This is a genomic window from Mesorhizobium sp. M0478, from assembly GCF_040321305.1.
Classification (GTDB): Bacteria; Pseudomonadota; Alphaproteobacteria; order Rhizobiales; family Rhizobiaceae; genus Mesorhizobium.
In genome coordinates this window covers 1-19,363 of record NZ_JAMYRH010000026.1, presented here as the reverse complement: position 1 = coordinate 19,363, position 19,363 = coordinate 1, and the positions used below count along the sequence as shown (strand labels likewise).

Annotated in this window: 20 protein-coding genes and 1 pseudogene; 10 read left to right on the top strand and 11 right to left on the bottom strand. The window is 60.9% G+C overall.

What is annotated here, in order from left to right:
* The first annotated feature begins 708 nt into the window (after positions 1-708).
* Positions 709-1,251, top strand: coding sequence for a helix-turn-helix domain-containing protein (locus NKI64_RS31605; RefSeq protein ID WP_352672009.1), 543 nt, complete (start codon positions 709-711; stop codon positions 1,249-1,251).
* Positions 1,252-1,494: 243 nt separating this feature from the next.
* The gene (locus tag NKI64_RS31600) at positions 1,495-1,983 is read left to right on the top strand and encodes a hypothetical protein (RefSeq protein ID WP_352672007.1); all 489 of its coding nucleotides are present in this window, start codon (positions 1,495-1,497) and stop codon (positions 1,981-1,983) included.
* A gap of 127 nt (positions 1,984-2,110) precedes the next feature.
* On the opposite strand, the gene NKI64_RS31595 is transcribed toward NKI64_RS31600, so the two are convergent.
* From NKI64_RS31595 to NKI64_RS31580, 4 genes are all read right to left on the bottom strand, one after another.
* Positions 2,111-2,425: a hypothetical protein gene (locus NKI64_RS31595; RefSeq protein WP_352672005.1), complete on the bottom strand. Its 315-nt coding sequence runs from the start codon at positions 2,423-2,425 to the stop codon at positions 2,111-2,113.
* A gap of 29 nt (positions 2,426-2,454) precedes the next feature.
* Positions 2,455-3,414, bottom strand: coding sequence for a hypothetical protein (locus NKI64_RS31590; protein WP_352672003.1), 960 nt, complete (start codon positions 3,412-3,414; stop codon positions 2,455-2,457).
* 97 nt (positions 3,415-3,511) lie between these two features.
* Positions 3,512-3,811 carry a hypothetical protein gene (locus NKI64_RS31585; protein WP_352672001.1) on the bottom strand — a complete coding sequence of 100 codons (300 nt, stop codon included), beginning with the start codon at positions 3,809-3,811 and terminating at the stop codon, positions 3,512-3,514.
* A gap of 12 nt (positions 3,812-3,823) precedes the next feature.
* Positions 3,824-4,189 (bottom strand): hypothetical protein, encoded by a 366-nt coding sequence (locus tag NKI64_RS31580; RefSeq protein ID WP_352671999.1) that lies wholly within the window; start codon positions 4,187-4,189, stop codon positions 3,824-3,826.
* 215 nt (positions 4,190-4,404) lie between these two features.
* On the opposite strand from NKI64_RS31580, the gene NKI64_RS31575 reads away from it, so the two are divergent.
* From NKI64_RS31575 to NKI64_RS31560, 4 genes are all read left to right on the top strand, one after another.
* Positions 4,405-4,953, top strand: coding sequence for a recombinase family protein (locus NKI64_RS31575; protein WP_352671997.1), 549 nt, complete (start codon positions 4,405-4,407; stop codon positions 4,951-4,953).
* Positions 4,954-5,078: 125 nt separating this feature from the next.
* Positions 5,079-5,387, top strand: coding sequence for a hypothetical protein (locus NKI64_RS31570; protein ID WP_352671995.1), 309 nt, complete (start codon positions 5,079-5,081; stop codon positions 5,385-5,387).
* Positions 5,388-5,482: 95 nt separating this feature from the next.
* Entirely contained in the window at positions 5,483-6,652 is a 1,170-nt protein-coding gene (locus NKI64_RS31565; protein WP_352671993.1) for an ImmA/IrrE family metallo-endopeptidase, read from the top strand.
* 6 nt (positions 6,653-6,658) lie between these two features.
* Positions 6,659-7,123 (top strand): DUF4411 family protein, encoded by a 465-nt coding sequence (locus NKI64_RS31560; RefSeq protein WP_352671991.1) that lies wholly within the window; start codon positions 6,659-6,661, stop codon positions 7,121-7,123.
* Here NKI64_RS31560 and NKI64_RS31555 read toward each other — a convergent pair.
* Both NKI64_RS31555 and NKI64_RS31550 read right to left on the bottom strand, forming a co-directional pair.
* On the bottom strand, positions 7,120-7,617 hold the full coding sequence (locus NKI64_RS31555) for a hypothetical protein (protein ID WP_352671989.1): 498 nt from the start codon (positions 7,615-7,617) through the stop codon (positions 7,120-7,122). The genes NKI64_RS31560 and NKI64_RS31555 overlap by 4 nt on opposite strands.
* On the bottom strand, positions 7,602-7,919 hold the full coding sequence (locus NKI64_RS31550; RefSeq protein ID WP_352671987.1) for a PadR family transcriptional regulator: 318 nt from the start codon (positions 7,917-7,919) through the stop codon (positions 7,602-7,604). The genes NKI64_RS31555 and NKI64_RS31550 overlap by 16 nt, the downstream gene beginning before the upstream one ends.
* Before the next feature lie 300 nt (positions 7,920-8,219).
* On the opposite strand from NKI64_RS31550, the gene NKI64_RS31545 reads away from it, so the two are divergent.
* Complete coding sequence (locus NKI64_RS31545) at positions 8,220-8,414, top strand: hypothetical protein (RefSeq protein ID WP_352671985.1); 195 nt, start codon at positions 8,220-8,222, stop codon at positions 8,412-8,414.
* Positions 8,415-8,556: 142 nt separating this feature from the next.
* Here NKI64_RS31545 and NKI64_RS31540 read toward each other — a convergent pair whose 3' ends face one another.
* Both NKI64_RS31540 and NKI64_RS31535 read right to left on the bottom strand, forming a co-directional pair.
* Positions 8,557-8,904 (bottom strand): stability/partitioning determinant, encoded by a 348-nt coding sequence (locus NKI64_RS31540; protein WP_352671984.1) that lies wholly within the window; start codon positions 8,902-8,904, stop codon positions 8,557-8,559.
* A 1-nt stretch (position 8,905) separates the two neighbouring features.
* Positions 8,906-9,592, bottom strand: coding sequence for a ParA family protein (locus tag NKI64_RS31535; RefSeq protein WP_352671983.1), 687 nt, complete (start codon positions 9,590-9,592; stop codon positions 8,906-8,908).
* Between the two features lie 362 nt (positions 9,593-9,954).
* On the opposite strand from NKI64_RS31535, the gene NKI64_RS31530 reads away from it, so the two are divergent.
* Positions 9,955-11,025 carry a replication protein RepA gene (locus tag NKI64_RS31530; RefSeq protein ID WP_352671982.1) on the top strand — a complete coding sequence of 357 codons (1,071 nt, stop codon included), beginning with the start codon at positions 9,955-9,957 and terminating at the stop codon, positions 11,023-11,025.
* Positions 11,026-11,592: 567 nt separating this feature from the next.
* On the opposite strand, the pseudogene NKI64_RS31525 reads toward NKI64_RS31530, so the two are convergent.
* Positions 11,593-12,767, bottom strand: a pseudogene (locus NKI64_RS31525) (type IV secretory system conjugative DNA transfer family protein).
* A 1,441-nt stretch (positions 12,768-14,208) separates the two neighbouring features.
* Between NKI64_RS31525 and NKI64_RS31520 the strand changes: the two are divergent.
* Positions 14,209-16,221 carry a MobA/MobL family protein gene (locus NKI64_RS31520; protein WP_352671981.1) on the top strand — a complete coding sequence of 671 codons (2,013 nt, stop codon included), beginning with the start codon at positions 14,209-14,211 and terminating at the stop codon, positions 16,219-16,221.
* A 2-nt stretch (positions 16,222-16,223) separates the two neighbouring features.
* On the opposite strand, the gene NKI64_RS31515 is transcribed toward NKI64_RS31520, so the two are convergent.
* Together NKI64_RS31515 and NKI64_RS31510 are read right to left on the bottom strand one after the other, a co-directional pair.
* Positions 16,224-16,541: a hypothetical protein gene (locus NKI64_RS31515; protein WP_352671980.1), complete on the bottom strand. Its 318-nt coding sequence runs from the start codon at positions 16,539-16,541 to the stop codon at positions 16,224-16,226.
* A gap of 2 nt (positions 16,542-16,543) precedes the next feature.
* Positions 16,544-17,443: a phage integrase N-terminal domain-containing protein gene (locus NKI64_RS31510; protein WP_352671978.1), complete on the bottom strand. Its 900-nt coding sequence runs from the start codon at positions 17,441-17,443 to the stop codon at positions 16,544-16,546.
* A gap of 1,088 nt (positions 17,444-18,531) precedes the next feature.
* Here NKI64_RS31510 and NKI64_RS31505 point away from each other — a divergent pair.
* The gene (locus NKI64_RS31505; RefSeq protein WP_352671976.1) at positions 18,532-18,816 is read left to right on the top strand and encodes a hypothetical protein; all 285 of its coding nucleotides are present in this window, start codon (positions 18,532-18,534) and stop codon (positions 18,814-18,816) included.
* Positions 18,817-19,363 lie beyond the last annotated feature (547 nt).

Sequence of the window (19,363 nt, the reverse complement as noted above, 5' to 3'; positions counted from 1 at the left end):
CTAAGGGCGTTGCCCTCGCGCGGGCAAGGGGCGCGGTTCCCGAGGCTCGCCGGAAGGCGCTTTGCGCCAGATCCGGCTGCGCCCGCCGCGCTAATCCCTTGCCCTTGCTACCCCACCCTCGCCGGGAGGCAGGTCCCCTCGGGGAACTCTGCCGATTTTAAGAATGCGTCTCTGCGCATGGCGGTTTACGGCCTTTTCACCCAGCGGCGCCAGCAGGTCTGGTTGACCCCGGACCCTGGCGCCTTGTGCTCAAGGTATCCCATCCTGGTCGGTTGACCTGGCGACGCCGCTTGTCCATCCTCCACGCAGGCGTCGTCGTCGCGGCAATGCTTTGTTGGTGTTGGCTGCGAAACGCAGAAGGGGGGCCTTTCGGCCGCCCTTCCCCGGTTTCTGGCCGGTCGGCAATTAGGCGCGCCACCCGGGCGTGAATTGGCTGCGCCTAACTGCTTCGCCGAGTGGGCTTATGAGACCTCTCTTGCGATACCAGCCATCTAGGCGTTTCGCGACGATTCGCCCAATCACGAATTGTTACAGCAGTTTTCGGATGGATTTGTCCGCGCAAACTTGGGATTTTTGTCGTATGGTCCCGCCCGGATATTATTATCATCCGTATATATCCATTGGTATGAATTGATGTGTATGGGTTGATTATGTCTATTTATACGACTATCTGTCGTAAGGTGGTGACGCACTTAAGGGTGGTTTGCGATGTCTGACATAGCTGAAAAGTGGGGTGACGAGGTGGCGGAACGCGGGTTCGCCCAAATCCCGAACTACCTGTTGCTGCTTAATCGCTTTCTAGATGTCGAGAGCCGTCTGACGCCGGTCGAGCTGTTGGTGCTTATTCAGTTGGTTGGGGCATGGTGGCAGAAGGAGAACAAGCCGTTCCCCAGCATGGCAACGCTGGCCGTCCGCATAGGGGTTTCTGAGCGCCAGGTGCAGCGTGCGGTGGCCCGGCTTCTGAAGGAAGGGCTAATCGCCCGCGTGAAACGTCGCCAAAAGGGCATTATCGCGTCCAACGCCTATGACCTGTCGCCACTCGCTGACTTCCTCGGGAAGGTCGCAAAAGCCTTCCCTAACGAGTTCCCTCGCAACGTGAGGAGGTCTCGACCAAAGACGCTATTTGTGGGGGACAATTCTGGAAACCCACGAGCAATCGAAGACTCGGTTGGGACGGAAGATGTGACGCTGGACGATATAGATGACGACGGCAATTTGATACCGGCGGCACAGCGGCGGCGCCAGTTCTAAGGGCGTTGCCCTCGCGCGGGCAAGGGGCGCGGTTCCCGAGGCTCGCCGGAAGGCGCTTTGCGCCAGATCCGGCTGCGCCCGCCGCGCTAATCCCTTGCCCTTGCTACCCCACCCTCGCCGGGAGGCAGGTCCCCTCGGGGAACTCTGCCCATTTTAGAAGTGCGTCGCGTGCGACACAGCAGTGGCGGAGAAACACCGCCTCAAGGTGGACGGGCGGGCCGAGGTCAGGCCAGACTGCCGGCAATGTTCAAACTCTCCACCAGGCATCGCGTCAAAGGTCAGAAAGCCGAAACGGCATTCCGCGCCTGGCTGAATTGGTCAGCGGTGGCGTATATGTACGTCGAGCAGTCCCCGTTCACGGTGCCGGCCGCACTCAAAGGCCGTATCAAGCGCCCCGACTACCTGGTGGGATTGCCGCACGTGGGCTTGCTCGCGTTCGATGTCAAAGCGAAGTCTGTCTATGACGGCATGCTCATTTTCGAGCGCGACGAGGTTGAAAAGCTCGCGCTGTTCGCCCGCATGTTCCATGTCACGCTGTATTTCGTCTGCGTCGGCATCGAAGACACGGCCCATATTTGGATTGCCCTAGCCGACCTGCAGGCGCGTCCGCTCGAGCGACGCGGTCGGCGGCAGGTGCTAACTTTCCCGGTCGAGGCCGGATTCCAGGTTCAGCTCGAGCAACCGTTTCTCGATGCCTTGTTCACCATGGCGGCCGCCGCCAGCCAGGGCTAGGCACCGCGTGGACCGGGCAACTGCGTTATCTTCAAGGACATGGCATCACCGCCGGCGGCGACAAGCTGCAAAACGTGCTGCTGGCGCTCACAGCCGCGGCCGTACCCTTACCCGCGGTGAGCAGCCGTTAGGTGTTTGGCGGTGGCAGGTCTCGAGCAGGCTTGCTGCCGAGCAGCTCGAGGAGCGCAACCTGGCCCGTCAACGCCGAGCCAGCCACCCATGCCAGCAGGAACCAATCCCTTAGACTCATGCCGCCCTGGCGGGCGCTGAGCAGCGCGCCGGCGACCGCCATCAGCAGACCGGCGCCGACGGCGAGTGTGACGGCGAGTTTCAGGAACGCCGGCGGCGGTTTTTGGCCAACGAATTGGCCAGCCGCATACATCGCTGCGAGCGGCAGGCTGATAGCGACTGCAATGAACGCCAGCGTGCCAAAGAATACCATGACTATCCCCTCACCTTTTCCGGCGCCGTTCAATCGAACAGGTCCGGCTCCTCCTCTGCGGGCCAATCGTTGTCCTCGTTTTGGCCCTTAGAACGCCGGCGAACCTTAGCGGCAAAGACGTAATAAGGTATCTCGCCCGAGCCAAAGGCGGCCAACAGGTCCTTGTACAGTTCGAATTTCTCACGGGCTTCAGCCGCCACGTTCATCATATCGGTGGTGATGAACTTGAGGAGCCGGGCGTCCGGCTTACTGCCCAGGCGGATGTCATGGTAGCCAAGCATATCCTTGTGCCGCACGACGCTGACAATTTCTGTCGCAGTTTCCGGCATGAGCTGATTGTAGGTCTGGTGGATAAGCACCCCGGCCGCGTTGAGCAGCTTGAAAGTGACAAACGGGATGCGCCGGGCAATGAAGACCGGAACGCAGCCGAGGACGGTGCACTTCAACAGCAATTCCCTGATTTCCTCGCGGTTCGGATATATCCACTCGCGCACATTTTTGCATTCGATGCCGAGAAATCCGGCGTCGGGGTGCAGGACCAGGAAGTCGAGCGAGCGATGACCTGGCAGGACGAGCGTGCCGATATGATTTGGGGGCTCGACTTTGGTGTAAGCCTTGCTGTCATCGTGCTTGTTGAGGTCTGGAAACCGCCCAAAAAACTCCAGATTCGGCACTTCGGAGAGAGCATGGAACGTCGCTATCTCGAGCGTCTGACCATAGCGGCCTGGTAGGTTGTTGGCCTGGAATTTCAGGAAAAGGTCGGCCAGCTCATCGAGGCGTTTCGTGACGACCGCCGCCGGGGTGTTGGCCAAGTGAAACCAGGTGTTGCCGGCCTTGTCAGTGGCCTGCACAAGGCCTTCCTGTATCAATTCGTTGCGCGCCGGCGTCAGGACGTGCGGGTCGATGCGCATTCCGAAGGGGCCGGCGTCGGAAATCTTTTGCTCAAGGGTCCGGGCGTTGGCGACGACCTGCTTTTGCAGGACGAGCATAATACGGCGTCGCGCGAGGTCGTGTCTGTCCTCTTGAGACCGCTCCGCCATCTCCCCTCTTATATATATTTAGCAGTATTTCCCCCTGCCCCGTCGTTTACGAGGGCGTGGCGCCCCCGGTCAAGGGCCGCGCTGCTCGAGGCGCCGTGGCGTCGAGGACGCGCTTTTCACGCGGAAATTGCAGGCCTCGCGTCCGTTGCCCGTTGACGATGCTGCCAGCGGCCCAATCGCGCTCGCGCGCGGTGCGCCCCAACGACATGGACGGCACAGCACGCCTAAACCAGATAGTGCCTTGGTCTTCGGGCTTGATATTGAGTTTGCGTGCGTACTCCGGCTCCGCTCCCTTCAGCAGGTAGAACATGTCGCCGTTGAGGTTATAGACCGCCTGTTGGTGCATGGTGTCATCTGGCTAGTCGCCGAGGACCTTTTTCATGCGCTTCTCGACGATGGCTTGGGCCTCTGCCTGCATGTGCTCAGGGATGCTCAGTAGCCAGTTGACGTGATGCTTGCCGCCTGGCGCCTCCCATATGACGAGGTCGCAGATACTGCCGTCGACAAGGCCCTGCTTACGCTTGTAGTCCCACCAAGAACAGAAACGGCGGCGGATGTCGCGAAACTGGCGCGACGGTCGAAACTCTTCACCTTGGTCAGGCCAGCCGAAGTCGATGACGACCTGCCAGTTTATCGGCCGACCGACCCGCCAAGAATGGCGTGCAGCGCGGAGCAATTCACGGGTTTGACGTGCGCGGATGTGGCGGGAGGGGGCCGTCAGCATTCCCTGGCTCTTTTCTGAAGGTTAGGTGCTCTTGTTACCAGTAAGACCGAATCATCCCCTATCTCGGAACATATCAGGAACTGGCAAAGGAAACAGGGGCCTGGCGAGTTATCCCCACCCTGTCGCTTGGTGCAAAATTCAAGATTTATGCACCAGACTTAATCCGTTGTGCCGATTGTTCTTTTCTGGTGCATAAATCCGGTGCATAATGCAGCATGATTTACGGCTACGCACGCGTGTCTACCGAGAGCCAGGACCTGGCCGCTCAAATCGACCGGCTTAAGGGAGCCGGCTGCGAGCGAATCTTTCATGAGAAGCGTAGCGGCAAGAACGCAGACCGGGCACAGCTTCAGCGCATGCTGAAGGCGCTCGAGGCTGGCGACACGGTGCTGGCCACCGTGACCGACCGCATTGCCCGCGACCCGCTGGACATGCTCAACATCCTCAATTCCGTCAAGGCCGCCGGCGCAGGCCTGCGTCTGCTCGATGAGCCGTTTATCGACACGACGTCTGAAATGTCCGACATCATCATTTTTGTGGTCGGCTGGGCTGCGAAGTGGCAGCGCCGGCGCATCCTTGAGAATACGACCGAGGGCCGCGCTCGCGCTAAGGCCCGGGGCGTGAAGTTCGGCCGCAAGCGCAAGCTCACCCGTCACCAGGAGCGCGAGGCACTGGCGCGCGTCGACGCCGGCGAGCTGCTGCGCGAGGTCGCTCGCTCTTACAACGTCTCCCACAGCACGATTTCGCGGCTGAGGAACGCATAGCCATGCCTATCCGCACGCACCGCCGATTCCTTTACCCTATCGACTGGCCGCAGGTGTCGGCCTGGGTTCGCTTTGTTCGGGCTAAGGGGCGCTGCGAGCGCTGTGCGCGGCCGCATGGTCGGACGGTGACGCACCTTGGCGACGGGCGCTGGTGGGACGAGGACGCCGGCAGCTGGCGCGACGGCGACGGCAAGCCCGTTCGCAGCCTCCCTGCCCTGCCCGAATGCGTCGGCCTAGAGCTGCACACGACCAAAGTTGCCATCGCAGCTGCACATCTCAATCACGACGCCGGCGATTGCCGGCCGAAGAATCTGCGGGCGTTTTGCCAGCGCTGCCACATGCTGCATGACAAGCCAGAGCATTTGCGCCAGCGCGACCTTACCTACAAGAAACGCCGCGCCGTCGGCGATTTGTTCGGCGGCCGCTATGAATAGACGGACCAGGATGCAACGCCCCCACCGTCCAAGCGCATTAACCCGATGAAGACTTGCAGCGGCCATATTGACAGCTGTGTTAGAGTAAACCGACCATGACCAAGAGCACCCTCGCCTATATCAACCCGGCCATCCTGCGATGGGCCCGGGAGCAGGCCCGCCTCAGCCCCGAGGCGGCGGCCGAAGGCATGGGCGTGAGCTTGGACAAGCTGCTGGCTTGTGAGGCTGGCGAAAAGCAGCTGACCTTCCCCCAATTCCTGGCCGCCGCGAATTTCTACAAACGCGCGCCGGCGATTTTCTACCTCAACGAGCCGCCGCACGGCTTTCAGCCGATTCAGGACTTTCGGCGCCTGCGCGAGACCCCCGAGGACGCCTTCAAGTCCGGCTTGGAGTGGGCCATTCGCCAGGCGCGCGAACGCCGCGAGCTGGCGCTCGAGCTGCGCAACGACGTGGGCGAGCCCGTGCAGGACTTCAAGCTTCAGGCGACCATCAAGGAGGACGTGGAGAAGCTTGCCACGACCATCCGCGCTTATCTCGGCGTCAAGCAGACCGACCAGCAAGGCTGGCGAGCCAAGGCCTTCGACAACTGGCGCACCGCCATCGAGGCCAAGGATGTGCTGGTGTTCATGGTGCCACGCCTGGCATTGACCGAGATGCGTGGCGTTGCCATCGCCGAGACCAAACTGCCGGTCATTCTCATCAACTCCAAGGACCGCACCAACGGGCGGACCTTCACGTTGCTGCACGAGTTCTGCCACCTGGTCGTCAGGGCCAGCGGCATCAGCGGCCTCGACTTCGTCGCGCCGGAGCCTGCCAGCGCAGTGGTCGAGCAGTTCTGCAACGCCGTCGCCGGCGCCGCCCTGGTCCCAAGCGAATGGTTGCTTGGCGAGCCCCTCGTGCGGGCCAAGGGCCAGAGTATGACCTGGGCCGAGGACGAGCTTGTGGCCCTGGCCGCCAGATTCGGCGTCAGCCGCGAGGTTATTTTGCGCCGGCTGTTGACGCTCGGCCGAACGACCAAGGCGTTCTACGACAGCCGCCGGGCAAGCTTTCAGGCGGAATATGACGCGCTGGCTGACAAGAAGAGCAGCGGTGGCCCCGAGCGTCACCTGGTCGTGCTCAGCCAGCTCGGCCGCAACTTCACCCGCCTTGTTTTTCAAGGCTACTATGACCGCCAGCTGACGCTGCGCGACGTGGCCAACCACCTCAATATGCAGGTCACTGCCGTTCCCAATATTGAGCGCGCTGCCTTTGGAATGACAGGGTAGCGCTCAGTGGCAACGGTCTATTGCATCGACACATCGGCGCTTATTGGCGCCTGGTATGAACGCTACAAGCCTAAACGCTTCCCGAAGCTGTGGGATGAGTTCGACAAGCTCATTGGCGAGGGGCGGCTGGTGTCCTCCTTGCTGGTGCAGACCGAGTGCGCGAAGCGCTCGCCCGAGCTGCACGAGTGGCTGAAAGAGCGCGAACATATGTTTATCGCGCCCGACCAGGCCATCCAGCAGCGTGTCCAGCATGTGCTGAACACCTACACCGGCCTTGTCGCTGCCGGCAAAGAAAAGTTCGCCGCTGACAGCTTCGTCATCGCCACGGCCGAGGTCCATGGCTACACCCTCATCACCGAGGAGACTGGCCCCGACAGCCTGCGGAAGATCCCCGGCGTTTGCAACGCCATGGGGATTTCCTGGTGCAACCTTATGCAGCTGTTCGATGCCGAAGATTGGACTATCGGCTAAGTCCGTTTGCCCCTGATGCGGATGTAACGCTGACGCTTCCGCACCTGATAACCTCGCCAGAGGGCAAACGTACAAGCCATTAGGCTCAAAGCATCCATCGATAGTTTCAAAAGCGGCGCGCCATAGTGCAAATCGTTGAAGATTTCCAACGCCGTCGACACTAGGAACAGGCCGGTGCCATACAGCAGGCGCTCGACGCTGAAAAATCTGTCGTCTCCGAAGCGGTTCGCCGAAATGCCCCACGCTGCGGGGAAGCAACGCAACCCGTAAAAAAGCTTGCCAATGTTCCCCTCAATCTGGTTGAGGTCGGCCGACCATTCTTCACGATACCTGTCACGCTTTCGCTTAGGGACACGCATTGAAGCTGCTTTAACCAACAGGTCCGCCCATTTCGGACACCAAGCGTACAACTCGCTCGCAGCGAGGTTATAGGCCAGGTTGCCGACGACGATGACCAGGGCGCTCCATAGAGCTGCGATTAGGCTCGACCCCATCCCAATGCTCCATTTGTTACTTGGTACGGCGCCAAGGCCTCATTGGCTTTATTCTGTCCGAGCCCGGTGATTTGATAATAGCGGCGGCGGGGCCTTCCCGCCTGAGAGGGGTCAATCTCTTCCCATCGGCTTGTAAACCATCCGGCGGTCTCGAGACGGTCGAGAATTGGGTACAACGACCCGGAGCTGATACCCGCTTCCTTTGTAATTTCGCTGCCCGAACGCGCCTTGCGTGGCTCCTCGACGAAAAGACGAAGGACCTTGAGTGATGCGCTGCTGAGCCTAACGTCGTTGCTTGGCATGACCTATCTCGCTTCTCTACATAGCCCTATATAGACTTTCGCCAGAGGGTTCAATCCGTGTCGTGCAGTTTAGTTCGTATCGTGGTTCCCTTTGAGGCCCCGCGCCAATGCGTCCGGTTATCGGCTCGACATGAGACGGCCCTGCCGGCGTCAATCGGGGCGGCCCGCTCCATTCGCTAGCGCTCCCGTGTTGCCATTGACATCCGGCCGGCTCGTTCCGGGCCTGACGGTGCTCGTCTCCCAATACGGCCGAACCGAACGCGATGGTCGCGGCGGTCAAAACCAAAGGGAGAAATCCACATGACTACCGAACAGAGCAAAAACCGCCCAACCCACGGCGTTTACATCATCGAGGGCGAAGGCGACGACGCCTACTGGCTGAAGGTTGGCGCAGCCTGGCCGCACAAAGACGGCGACGGTTTCAACATCCAGTTGACCGCCCTACCCGTCGACGGCCGGGTCAGCGTCCGCAAGCTGAAGCCTAAGAAGGACTAGGCGCCAGTCGTCAGCTGGGCACGAAAGGCCACAGATGGCCTTTCGTGGTCCCAAGCCCCTGCCGGAAGCGCGAAGGCCGGTCAAGGGCGGCCCTGGCCGCTTGCGAAGCCCTTGACGGGCCGTAGCGGGTCTGGCCCCTGCCCTATTGCCCCTTGGCGCCGTATTTGGCGCGCAGCAGCTCCACCGCCTTTTCCAGCGTCTCGCCGAACACCCAGCCCTGGGCATCGGAAATCGCGCAGAACTCGGCGATGGTTTCGGGGGTAGCCTTGAGATTGATTTGCGCGTTGCGGCCGGTACGCCGGCGCCGTTGAACCGGCTTGACCAGCGCCACGGGCGCAGGAGCGGCTTTAGCCTCACGGCTTACAAAGCCCGTTGCAGCGGCCGCCTGCTTGGCCACCGCCAAGCCCTGGCGTGCCGGCTTTTTCGGCTTGAACTCCGCCAGGTCGAGAACATCGTCGCCGGCGAACAGGTTGGTGCGTTGCTCTCCCATGTTACGCCGCCTTCCCGACCGCGCTGGCCGCCTTTAGCTTTGCGACCACTTCGGCCGTGAATTCCCGGGCGTTTAGTAAAGCCTTGTCCAGGTTGCTCACCTTGGCCGGATTCAGGTCCTTCAGGAGCCCGCCGAAGTCGAGCAAGTCGCGGTAGGCGGCCCGCTCGACAATCGACGTTGAAAACACCTCGACGCCGCCGGCGTCCAGCTGGTCGCGGATATTTTTCAAAGAGCGCGACGCCACCGCCGCGCTGGTGCGCGTCAACAGCACCGCGTGGGCAATCTCGCGGTTTGCCATGCGTGCCTGGCTGCGGATAAGGCGCAGCGTCTTCACCGCGCCCTTGGCATCCATAGAGGCGCCCTGCGTCGGGATAATCACCAGGTCGGACAGGCCGATGGCATGAGCGACCAGAAGGTTCGCGGTGCCTTCCAGGTCGACAATGACAAATTGCGCTTGGCTGGCCGCTTTGTCGATGACATCGACTGCCGTGTCCTCGCTGACATCGCTGACGATGGAGATGTTGGCGGGCTTGCCAGGAAGCGCTCCCCATTGGGAAATCCACCTTTCGGGGTCCGCGTCGACCAGCACCACACTGGCGCCCCGGTCGGCCAGCTCGCAGGCGAGCAGCAGTGCCGACGTGGTTTTGCCGGCTCCGCCCTTGGGATTGGCGAATGAAATTACAGGCATGGTGTCACTTTCTCGTTGTTGTTGGTCCCACCCTACGACTGAAAGGCTAACGGATAGCTACCAGCTAGCTCAAGGGTATCTAGTAGCTATCGGCTAGCTTGGTGTTACCAAAAAGCTACTAGTTAGCTACCGGATAGCTAGTAGCTATCTAGTAGCTACCAGCTAGCTATTAGCACGATTCTGACGAGAAGGCAGGGCCAGGCCTCAATTCCAAAAAATGGGGGAGGGGAGGGGGGAGGCCTTTACGGCCGCTATATGCGCCGCTTAGACTCGCAGCACCGCTTCGCGGCTAGTCGCGTATTCCTGTCTGTTTCAGTGGCAACTCACTTTCGCGCCCGCCAGGGGAGGGGATACACTTGGCTATGAACCGCCCCGACGAATCACTGATACGCGACGAAGACCTGCTGGCCGAGCTCGAGGCAGCACGGGGCAACTCGCTGTTTCTGGCTATAGCCAACACCATCATCTCGCGCCAGCAGCGGCGTGACCAGGAGCGCGCGGCCGACGCCATGAAGGCTCAAGCGCTGGCCGCTTTGCCGCGCGAGCGCCGGCGCCGCGCTGTTATTCGTGAGGTTTTTGAAAACTCGCCGCCAAGCTTGGCTGACGTTCGGCATATCCATTCGGTCTTGGCCGTGGTGGGGCTACCGCACGAGCGGCAGGCAGCAGGCGTGCGCGAGTACGTGCGCACCCAAGGCAACATGGGCATCATCGTCCAGGCTGGCACCACGTTGGATGAAACGGGGAGGGCTGTGCATCACCAGCTGCCGTTCGGCCCCAAGGCCCGCCTGGTGCTCATGCACCTATGCAGCGAGGCCATTCGCCAGAAGTCGGCCACTGTCGAAATCGCTGACACCTTCACTGGTTTTGTGCGGGACATGGGTTTTTCCGATAGTGGCGGCCGGAAAGGCCCGCTGACCGCGTTCCGCGAGCAGCTGAACGCGCTCGCAACCTGTTCAATGCGCATTAGCGCATTCGCCCCGGGAAGCCTCAAGACCAAGCAGTTTTTTCCGATTGAGGACATGGAAGTCTGGTTGTCGAGTGACCCCAACCAGCGGTCGCTTTGGCCGAGTACCGTGACGTTCAGCCCGACCATGTTCGAGAGCTTATCCAAGCACGCGCTACCGGTGAACGCGAAGGTGGTCAAAGCCTTCGCCGGCAGCTCGCGCAAGCTCGACCTATACTTTTGGCTGGGTTGGCGCATCCACAACATCGACCAGCCGCTGCACCTGAGCTGGGAGGCGGTGACGCAGCAATTCGGCGATGGTTTCGCCAGGCCACGCGCTTTCCGCGCGAAGTTTGCGGAGGAGGTCAGTCACCTCAAAGAGGTTCTGCCAAAACTCCCCCTGAAGCTAACCGAGCGCGGTTTGACACTGTCGCCGGCCGACCCGGACGCTCTTGCGCTGCCGGCGCAACGCACCCTTATCCGACGCTAGGTTTCACGAGAAATATCGTGGAACATCAGCCATTTGACTCCGCAGACTTGGTGGCGGTGAGGGCTGATTCGATGCCTATTGAATCAAAGGGTTAAATGCCATGTTCCGCAGACTTGGTGGCGCCACCCCGCAGACTTGGTGGCGGGACCCCCCTTTGGCTCCGCAGAGTTGGTGGCGGGGCTCCGCAGAGTTGGTGGCGCTTCGCCGCAGACTTGGTGGCGCTGCTATATATAAGGATACAGAACACTGTCTAAACAGGTGCCTGAACATTCTCTTTCTAAACATCTTCCAGAATCTACAGAACAGAGCTACTCAGATTTTTGAAAAGGGAAAGGGGTATCCCAAACCGAGTTTATTGGGGGCGGAGGCGACCTACGGACATCGGTGGCGAGGAACTCCCAATAAAGCGATGAAAGGGCAGGGGACCTCACCAGAGCGCGCTAAAACCGTTTCTTGCGGTGGAGAGGTGACAAGGGTCACCAACTTCCCTTGGAACCGCTCCTAACGCCCGCCTACGCTGTTTGTGTCGCTACGCGACGACCAGGCTACGGCCGAAAGGCCGTAGCCCTAGCTCCCCGCCGTCTTCATACGTGGCGCTGTGACCCGGTCGGCAAATGCGAAGCACTTCTCGAGGCGAGCCGCATGGCTGCTACGGCCGAACACAATCACCTGGTTGGCAAAGTCAGGCCCGGAAAGCTGCGACGCTTCCGCGAGCGGTCTGCGGCTTCCGTCGAGAACGGATTCGCGCTGCCCGAGGTTTTGAGACAGAGAATGGGCGGTTTGCTCGTCCGGATTCATGAATGCCCGGATGGCGCAACTTTTCATCATGCCTTGGGCGTTGGGGTAGGCGTTGTCGAGCTGGCCGATATTCTGGCAGAACATCCACAGGCGCACACCGAAGCCACGGCCGATGTCGAGCGCTTCTTCAATCACGTCCATGCGCCCCAGGCGGGGCAGTTCGTCAAGGAAGAACGTCACCGTGCGGCTGTCGGCCTCCGGGGCCGCCCGGCAGAGCTGGTTGACGGTCTGGCCGATGATGACGCGAAGCACCGAAGCGTATTTCTTGATGTCGTCCAGTGCGACGCACAGGTACAGGTGGCGTTGTTCAGGCGCAGCGTCTCGGCTGAAAACGTCGAGCTGGTAGTCAGCCGCTCAATCGCTGGAGATTGCCAGATCTCCAGCTGGCGCCGAGCACTGTCAAAAATACCTTCTCGCTGTTTGGGCGGCATACCCTTGAGGGCAGATGCTTGGCGCCGCAGCTGGGAGACGCCGAGGCCTTCCAGGTGCTCGAACCAGGCTGACAGAGCGTCGTCTTCCGACAGATAGAGGCGGTCGAGCACACTGGTCATGTTGCGCTTGTCGCCTTTTTCGGCAATCGCAACATCGAGCACAGCCGTTGTTATCATGTCGCGGGCGCGGTCATCGAAATACGAGTCGCCGCCTTTTTGCGCTGCCGGCACAAACAGCAGGTCGGCAAGCCTGCGGGCTTCGTCCCAGGCGTGTTCGGTGTCGTCGGAGATGAAATCCAGCGGATTGTAATGGAGCGAGGTCGCCGGCGTGGTCGGTGCGAAAATATGCACTGGCCCGACATTCTGCGCACGCCAGGCAGCCGAGTGGTCGCGCATTTCGCCTTTCACGTCGAGCACGACGGCCGGAGCGTCGATATACAGCAAATTGCGCAGCACGTGCGCCTGGCTCTTGCCAGTGCCAGGCGCCGCAACCGTAATCAGGCTTTCGTTCATGTCGAACAAAAATTCTTTGTCACTGTCGGAAAATTTGCCGAGGCGCAAAGCGGAAGGTGAGGCGCCTTTTGGCGTAAAGGCCGCCGCTTCTTCCGGCATCATCCAGCGGCCGCCGCTGACGATGTAGCGGGCCAGCACACGCTGAATGGTGGGGTGTGCGCCATTCGGCTCCATAACGCGGGCGAGGTGCGCCTTGATGGTTTCAGTACCGGTCGCGGGCTCGCCGAAATAGGAGCTGATGAGAGATTTAAGCGCTTGCAACGCGGCTTCGCGTTTACGTAAGTTCCCGCCATAGTTGCCCTCGATGGTCACCAGGCACTCGCCCTTGTTCCAAACGATAGGCGCGCGCGCCTTCAGGATGTCTTCAGGGGCCACGGCGCCGATGGCGAGCAGCATGTCGGCGAGCCGCAAAGCGGCACGCTCTTGCTCTGACATCGAGACCAGCGCGCGCTGGAAGCGTGAGCCCTGAATGGCATCCGTAGCCGAGCCCTTCCGCAGGCCCTTGTAAAGAAGCTTGCCGATGTCTTCGCTGGTGCTCTGCGACTGGCCTCCGAGCCAGTTTTTGTTGAGAGTGCTACGGCTGCCCTCAAAGGCCAGGTCGCCGGCTTGGGAAACCGCGCCGGCGGGCAGGACAGTCTGCAATTCGGCGACGGTGATGGTGATGTCATTGAGCGTGTTGGCATAGAATTTGTCGATGTCGGCGACATCCACCTCGAACTGCCGCGCCCTCTCGGCCGCTGCCTGGTTCTCGGCTTCAATCCTGGCCGCTTCAGCATCGGCCGCCGCTTGTTCGCCGGCAGCGATGAAGTCAGGCACCTTGGGGGAGGCGAGGAACTCACGTATCTCACGCCGGTTCAGCATGCCTTCCTGGGGCAGGGGAGGGTGGCCAGCGAGATGGTCGCGCGGCAGCAGTTTTTGAATGGCGCGATAGCGCTGAATGGTGGTTTGCTCGCTGGCGGTCAGCTTCGGTTCAGCCATGCGCTGTTTGGTGTCGTCAATTTTTTCCTCGGCCTTTTGCTTGACGAAGCTGCCGAACTTTTTCGCCAGCCCCCAGCCTCCGTTAGCTAGCCGCTTGGCCGTGTCGGCCGCTTTGTCGCCGGCCGTCGGCAGCTTGTTGTCATCGCCTGGAAATTCCGCTTCGTCGCTCATGACTTGTCCCCTCACAATAATCCCGGACGCTATGTCAGCCTTGTGAAGAAGACGCGTCAAGGTAGCAAATCGTTGGGAAAGTAGTGCAAGCAGCGATTTCCCAATAATTCACGTTTTGCGCCGGGGACAGGTTGCTGTCCGAGGGGAGGGGACTCCGCTGCCGGCGTCTCACGACTGGCGCCGTGGACCAGCCGACAGCTACTTGCCCTTGGGGGATTGCGGAGGTAGGACATGGTGAGGGCGCACTTATGGGTTTCGTTCCGAAACCCGCGCCCCCCAGGGGAAACGCCGGGTGGCGATATACAGCCTCAATCACCGCCCTATCGGCAAAACGACGCAGAGCCAGCCCTACACGGCCAGCTCGCACGTCGGCTATATTACACGCGAAAGTGCCGAGCCGCAGGTTGAAGCTGCCCGCATGCCGGACAGCAAAACCGGAGCACAGGAGTTCTTTCGACGGGTCGAGGACACCAGCCGGGCCAATGCCAGGGTAGGGGACAAGCTCATGCTCGCGCTGCCGCGTGAGCTTTCGCCCGAGCAGCGAATGACGCTGGTGCGCGGCTTCGCCGAGGACGTAACCAAGGGCAGGGCGCCTTGGTTTGCTGCCCTTCACGACAATGGGGCCGAGGCCCACAACCCGCATTGTCACCTGATTTTTCACGACCGCGACAAGAAGACAGGCCGGCGAGTATTTGGCACAAGCGAAGCCGGTTCTACACAGCGCTTGCGGGCGCTGTGGGAGGTGCACGCCAACAACGCACTCGAGGCGGCAGAGAAGTCAGAACGCGTCGACCGGCGCACGCTCGAGGCGCAGGGCATCCACAGAGCCGCACCTATCCATGAAGGTCCAAAGAGCCAGGCCGCACGCCGGCGTGGCGTTCGCCCGCGTTCACGGGCACGCAATGCCCGTAACGGTAGGGGCGCCCGCAGCCGCTTCCGTGAGGTTGATTATCCGCGCATCGACCAGGGCCGGACCCGGGCCGAGTTTAACCGCGCTCTGGCGGTCGGTGCGGAGAGCAACCACGACTATTGGCAAGCGGTCGATGCCGACCGCGTATCACGGGAAATGGACGCATTGCGTGCCATTCATCGACCGGACTTAGTGGATGGTGGCGGGAAGGTCGTCGGCAAGGGTAAACTCGGACGGCGTCTCAAGTCCGCAGATACGATAGGTCTCAGCAACCTCAAGCCAGATTTCACGATGCTCGGCGGCGCGAAGCTCGACCCGTCTGGCAGACCAAATCTTGTTCCGAGTCTCGATTTGCGCGTCGCGCCTTTGGCACCAGCGACGGAACGGTCCAATCATAAGCAGCAGCCGGCCCAGAATGTAGATGAGCGGTTCAAGTCTGGTGGCGACAGTGTTAATCATAATGCAACTTCTGGTTACATTATGGGTCAAGCGGAGGGGAAAGCAATGGATGTTGACGTGAAAAATATCCTGGCCAGACACGCCAAGGATATTGAACAGGCGGAGTACGAGAAGAACAAAGCCGACACCGCCTTGGCAGGGCTGATGAAGGCATCATTTAAAGACAAGGACAAAGCACAGGAGAAAATGGACCGCTACGAACGGCGGCATGGTCGGCCGGCGCTGGCCGACATGCTTGAAAATCGGTTCGAGAACAACAAAGTCGTCAGGGCTAAAAAGCCCGGCAGCCTTTTCACCCTCGATGGTTACAAACATGATGGACCGGCCAAGCGAAACAACGCTGATGCTGCCCGGCGCCAGTTGCCCAACGCATTGCGCGCAGCTGACGCTGCAAAAGCGAAGCTCGGACAAGCGAAAGACACTCACCGCGACGCTAGGAACCGGTATGGCTTACCAGCTGAAGCACCTTCAGGCTCGCCAACCGGGCAAACGCCGGGCCAGGTCGGCAGCGGCGGCCCGAAGGATGTTTCAGGCAAGCAGCAGAAAGCCGAGCCCTCTCGGCAACAGCAGCCCAGCGCCCAGCAGGCAGCGCCAAGCGTGCAGCAGCATCAACCGCCATCACAGCGGCCGCCACGCTTCAGCGAGGTCTCACGGGCTCGGCCGGCCGAACCTGTAGCCTTCCGACCAGGAGACAAACCCCGCCCCGAGCTGGCCGCAGGTTTCAAACCCAAGCAACAAGGACCGGCTGGACCTCGCGATGGCAAACCGTCGTCCTTCACCGATAAGGTTCGGTCGGCTCAACCGACGCCAAAGCCTTCCGGCAGCTTCAGCGAAAAGCTGGCCGACATGCGCAGCAGGCCTTCAGAGAAGCCCAAACTTGGCCAGGACAAAGGAAAGCGCCCAGGCCGCGACCGGGAGGATGAGCGCGAGCGCTAAGGCTACCGTTTGGCCCAGGTCACGAGCATGTACCAGGTCTCGGGGTCATCCGCGCGCAGCTGGCGTCTGTGCCATTCCACTGCAAAGCCAGCCTTCGTCAGCAGTTGAGAGGATTCCTTGGCCGCTTCCGTCGACCGCAAGTCGAGCGGCAGGCCAGGGGCGACGGTCAGGGTGTCGAAACCCCTGCCGGCCATTTCCGTAATGGCCAGGCTCACCTGGTCAATGTCGAAAAGCTTTTTGGCCAATTCCTCCCGCGCCTGTTGTGTCAGCTTGCGCGTCCGCGTCAGCTTCTCGGCAAGCGCCTTTACCTTGTCGCTCATGGTTATGCCGCCTTCCGGTTGTTGTGTGTCGGGAAGCGCCGGCCGAGGTAGGTGTCAGTGACATCGAGGCGGCCGTGCCCCAGCTCGTGCGAAATCTCGAAGCGCGCCGCCTTGTCGGCCGACGCCTGCGCAGGCGTCATACCGTCGACGGTCCGACCGCCCTTCAAAGGGCAGTCCCAGCCTGTAAGAACCTTGTAGCGCCATTGGGCGTAGGCGTGCCGGTAGCCGTGGGCGTTGCGGATTCCGGCGCGCAGCAGCTTGTTCTCATAGTTTTTGAGCGCCTGGTAATAGTTGCGGCCGGGGCCAATCAGGCTCCCGTCACCGCACGCCTGGCGCAGCTCATCGAGCAGAGCCCGCTGCTTGGGGTGCGTCAGCGGAATCTCACGATAGCGGCCGCCCTTCGTCCAGCTGGCCTGAAGGACCAGGCGGTTGCCTCGGTCAGCCAGGACCGGTCGCATTTTCAATGCTTCCTCACGGCGCAGCCCAAACGCCGCTTCCAGCTTCAGCGCTAGCACCACGCCGGCGTCGCCGACGCGCTCAATGTCGTCAGCCTCGAGGCGCCGGCCGCGATTAACCCCGCTGCGCTGGCGTTCCTCCAAACCAAATTTCGCATTGTCGGCCGGAATGAGGCCGGGCTTGCCGACCTTGTCGGACCACCAACGCAGCCAGCCGAGGCGGTTGCGCACGGTGGCGTCGGCGATGCCGCCGGCCTTCCAGCTCGCTACCAGGGCGTCAACGTGCTTTGGCGCCAGATTCCGGGCCGCCTTCACTTTGTAGCCGAGGGCGTGCAGCTCGTCGGCGAGCTGTTGCAGCCCGCGAGCGCGGCACGCCTGCGTGGCAAAGGACCCCTCCCCGCTATGGCGGGTCAGGTTCAACAGGTCGAAGTTCAGCTCCTTCATCATCGTGTCTTTCGGTAAGTTTTAATGACCAGACGGTTCCCGCCAGGCGGGGTTGCCGTTGAAGCTTCACAGCTTCCAATGGTCGGCATTTCGGTTAGCAAGACGTACTTTGTCGCTCCATGTGTCTCCAATTCGGTCCGGGGTTGAGACGGCCGCAGGGCCGCCTTGTCATTCGGCTTCTGCGTCGTTCCTCCGGTTTTGGTTAGCCTCCGTGGGCCTTCCCAGTGCCGTGCCCGTGGGGCCGTGCGATGCGGTCGTTTTTGTTGCTGGCATCCTGGGCAGGGGTCTCCCCTTGCCGCTGGGTTCGCGGCATGGTCGAGCCATGCCATTGCGTGTTCGGTGTCATTTCAGGTTTCCTTTCTGGAAATGTTGCGGGCGCTGTGGCCCTGATGTCGCTCACTGAATCCAGTGAGTGCCCGCGTGGCACTCACCAGGCACTTATGCGGGGCTGGTCGAGCTGAACTAACACCCCTCCCCGATGCGGTGCGAAGCCCAGGAATTCCGCCGTTTTCACCCATTGCAGGCGAAGTAAGTGCCTAGCTTTTCGCCCTGTCACTACCTGCGCTGCGGTAGTGACAGGGCTGCGCTGCTGCCCTGGTGTGGCGATTCCAGCACGCCTGTAATCGCTGCCCGGCACGCTTTTGCGAGCCGGCCCGTTGCGGGCTTAGGGCCTATGGCCACCCAGCCGCGCCAGCAGGGTCTGGCCGACCCCGCACCCTGGCGTGGGCGTGCGCCCAGGGGGTTGCACCCCACACCCCGCGCCGGCCGCCGATGCAGCCGGTGGCAGGGCTGTCGTCTCTACGGCGCTGTTGGATAGCGCGTTCCTCCATCCCTGCCCAAAGACCGCCTGCACCGGAATAGCGACGCTTGGCCAGCGGCAATATTTCGATTGCGCGGCCTTGAACCGTTAAGCGCGGCGTCTAATTTGCCTTACAACGGGTCGATGTCGCACAGGCATCAAGAAACGCGGGGCTAACGCCCTAAGCTGACAGCCGGAATCCACCGACTGCCGCCGCCAATCCCACGCTTCCGCGCGGGTGAGGTCGCGGCAATTGAGCGCTGGGCCTCTTTCTCGAAAAAAGGGACCCCAAATGGTCGTCTACATCGTTGAACTGAACCGCTGCCGAGGCGACAATGTGCGCCTCGCAGCTCTGCGTTTCACCCGGCGAGGCATTAAAGCCAGTGTCATCCCGCATAAAACGACACTTCGGCTTGAACGTCCCGACGGTATGACATGGCAGGCCTTCAAAGCAGAAGTTCGCCGGGAGCTTCAGCCGCGCCGAGGTTCGGCGCTGGTGCATAGCCACAAGACTGCCAAATCTTATGTGTGCAGCAACTCTGGCAACCGTATTGGCCGTTTTGAGCGCGTACGCTAGCTAGGCGGTGCTAGTGAAAATCATCGCTTTAGAGATGGGATGTGGGGGGATTTCCCCCCCCCACAATCCTCAGTGGTAGAAAGCCAATACCGTGTAAATCATAGGTAGTGCATAATAATTATGTGTGAGTATCGCAAGGAGATAGGCCGCCGCAATAACGATATATGCGTTGTTAATTCTAATATTCATACGTGATATTAATCCTCTATGGTTGAAACAGCCTTCGTGACTGCGATGTATTTAGACATCGACGCAGCCCGATTTGGCCGAAAAGCACATTTTTTTGAAAATAATTGAAACGAAGGACAGTCGGCGAAAATTGCCGAATGATGACTTATGGTCATCGCCAACGAATCATAGGAAGGGTAGATAAAACCTACCTTCCTCACTTATAGTATGACACGTTTAACTCGATTTGTCAATAAATTTCAGTACGATATGAGGCTAAGGGCGTTGCCCTCGCGCGGGCAAGGGGCGCGGTTCCCGAGGCTCGCCGGAAGGCGCTTTGCGCCAGATCCGGCTGCGCCCGCCGCGCTAATCCCTTGCC

Coding starts and splice junctions, on each gene's coding strand:
- NKI64_RS31605 (WP_352672009.1), top strand. CDS start 709: ATGTCTGACATAGCTGAAAAGTGGGGTGACGAGGTGGCGGAACGCGGG.
- NKI64_RS31600 (WP_352672007.1), top strand. CDS start 1,495: ATGTTCAAACTCTCCACCAGGCATCGCGTCAAAGGTCAGAAAGCCGAA.
- NKI64_RS31595 (WP_352672005.1), bottom strand. CDS start 2,425: ATGGTATTCTTTGGCACGCTGGCGTTCATTGCAGTCGCTATCAGCCTG.
- NKI64_RS31590 (WP_352672003.1), bottom strand. CDS start 3,414: ATGCTCGTCCTGCAAAAGCAGGTCGTCGCCAACGCCCGGACCCTTGAG.
- NKI64_RS31585 (WP_352672001.1), bottom strand. CDS start 3,811: ATGCACCAACAGGCGGTCTATAACCTCAACGGCGACATGTTCTACCTG.
- NKI64_RS31580 (WP_352671999.1), bottom strand. CDS start 4,189: ATGCTGACGGCCCCCTCCCGCCACATCCGCGCACGTCAAACCCGTGAA.
- NKI64_RS31575 (WP_352671997.1), top strand. CDS start 4,405: ATGATTTACGGCTACGCACGCGTGTCTACCGAGAGCCAGGACCTGGCC.
- NKI64_RS31565 (WP_352671993.1), top strand. CDS start 5,483: ATGACCAAGAGCACCCTCGCCTATATCAACCCGGCCATCCTGCGATGG.
- NKI64_RS31555 (WP_352671989.1), bottom strand. CDS start 7,617: ATGGGGTCGAGCCTAATCGCAGCTCTATGGAGCGCCCTGGTCATCGTC.
- NKI64_RS31550 (WP_352671987.1), bottom strand. CDS start 7,919: ATGCCAAGCAACGACGTTAGGCTCAGCAGCGCATCACTCAAGGTCCTT.
- NKI64_RS31545 (WP_352671985.1), top strand. CDS start 8,220: ATGACTACCGAACAGAGCAAAAACCGCCCAACCCACGGCGTTTACATC.
- NKI64_RS31540 (WP_352671984.1), bottom strand. CDS start 8,904: ATGGGAGAGCAACGCACCAACCTGTTCGCCGGCGACGATGTTCTCGAC.
- NKI64_RS31535 (WP_352671983.1), bottom strand. CDS start 9,592: ATGCCTGTAATTTCATTCGCCAATCCCAAGGGCGGAGCCGGCAAAACC.
- NKI64_RS31530 (WP_352671982.1), top strand. CDS start 9,955: ATGAACCGCCCCGACGAATCACTGATACGCGACGAAGACCTGCTGGCC.
- NKI64_RS31515 (WP_352671980.1), bottom strand. CDS start 16,541: ATGAGCGACAAGGTAAAGGCGCTTGCCGAGAAGCTGACGCGGACGCGC.
- NKI64_RS31510 (WP_352671978.1), bottom strand. CDS start 17,443: ATGATGAAGGAGCTGAACTTCGACCTGTTGAACCTGACCCGCCATAGC.
- NKI64_RS31505 (WP_352671976.1), top strand. CDS start 18,532: ATGGTCGTCTACATCGTTGAACTGAACCGCTGCCGAGGCGACAATGTG.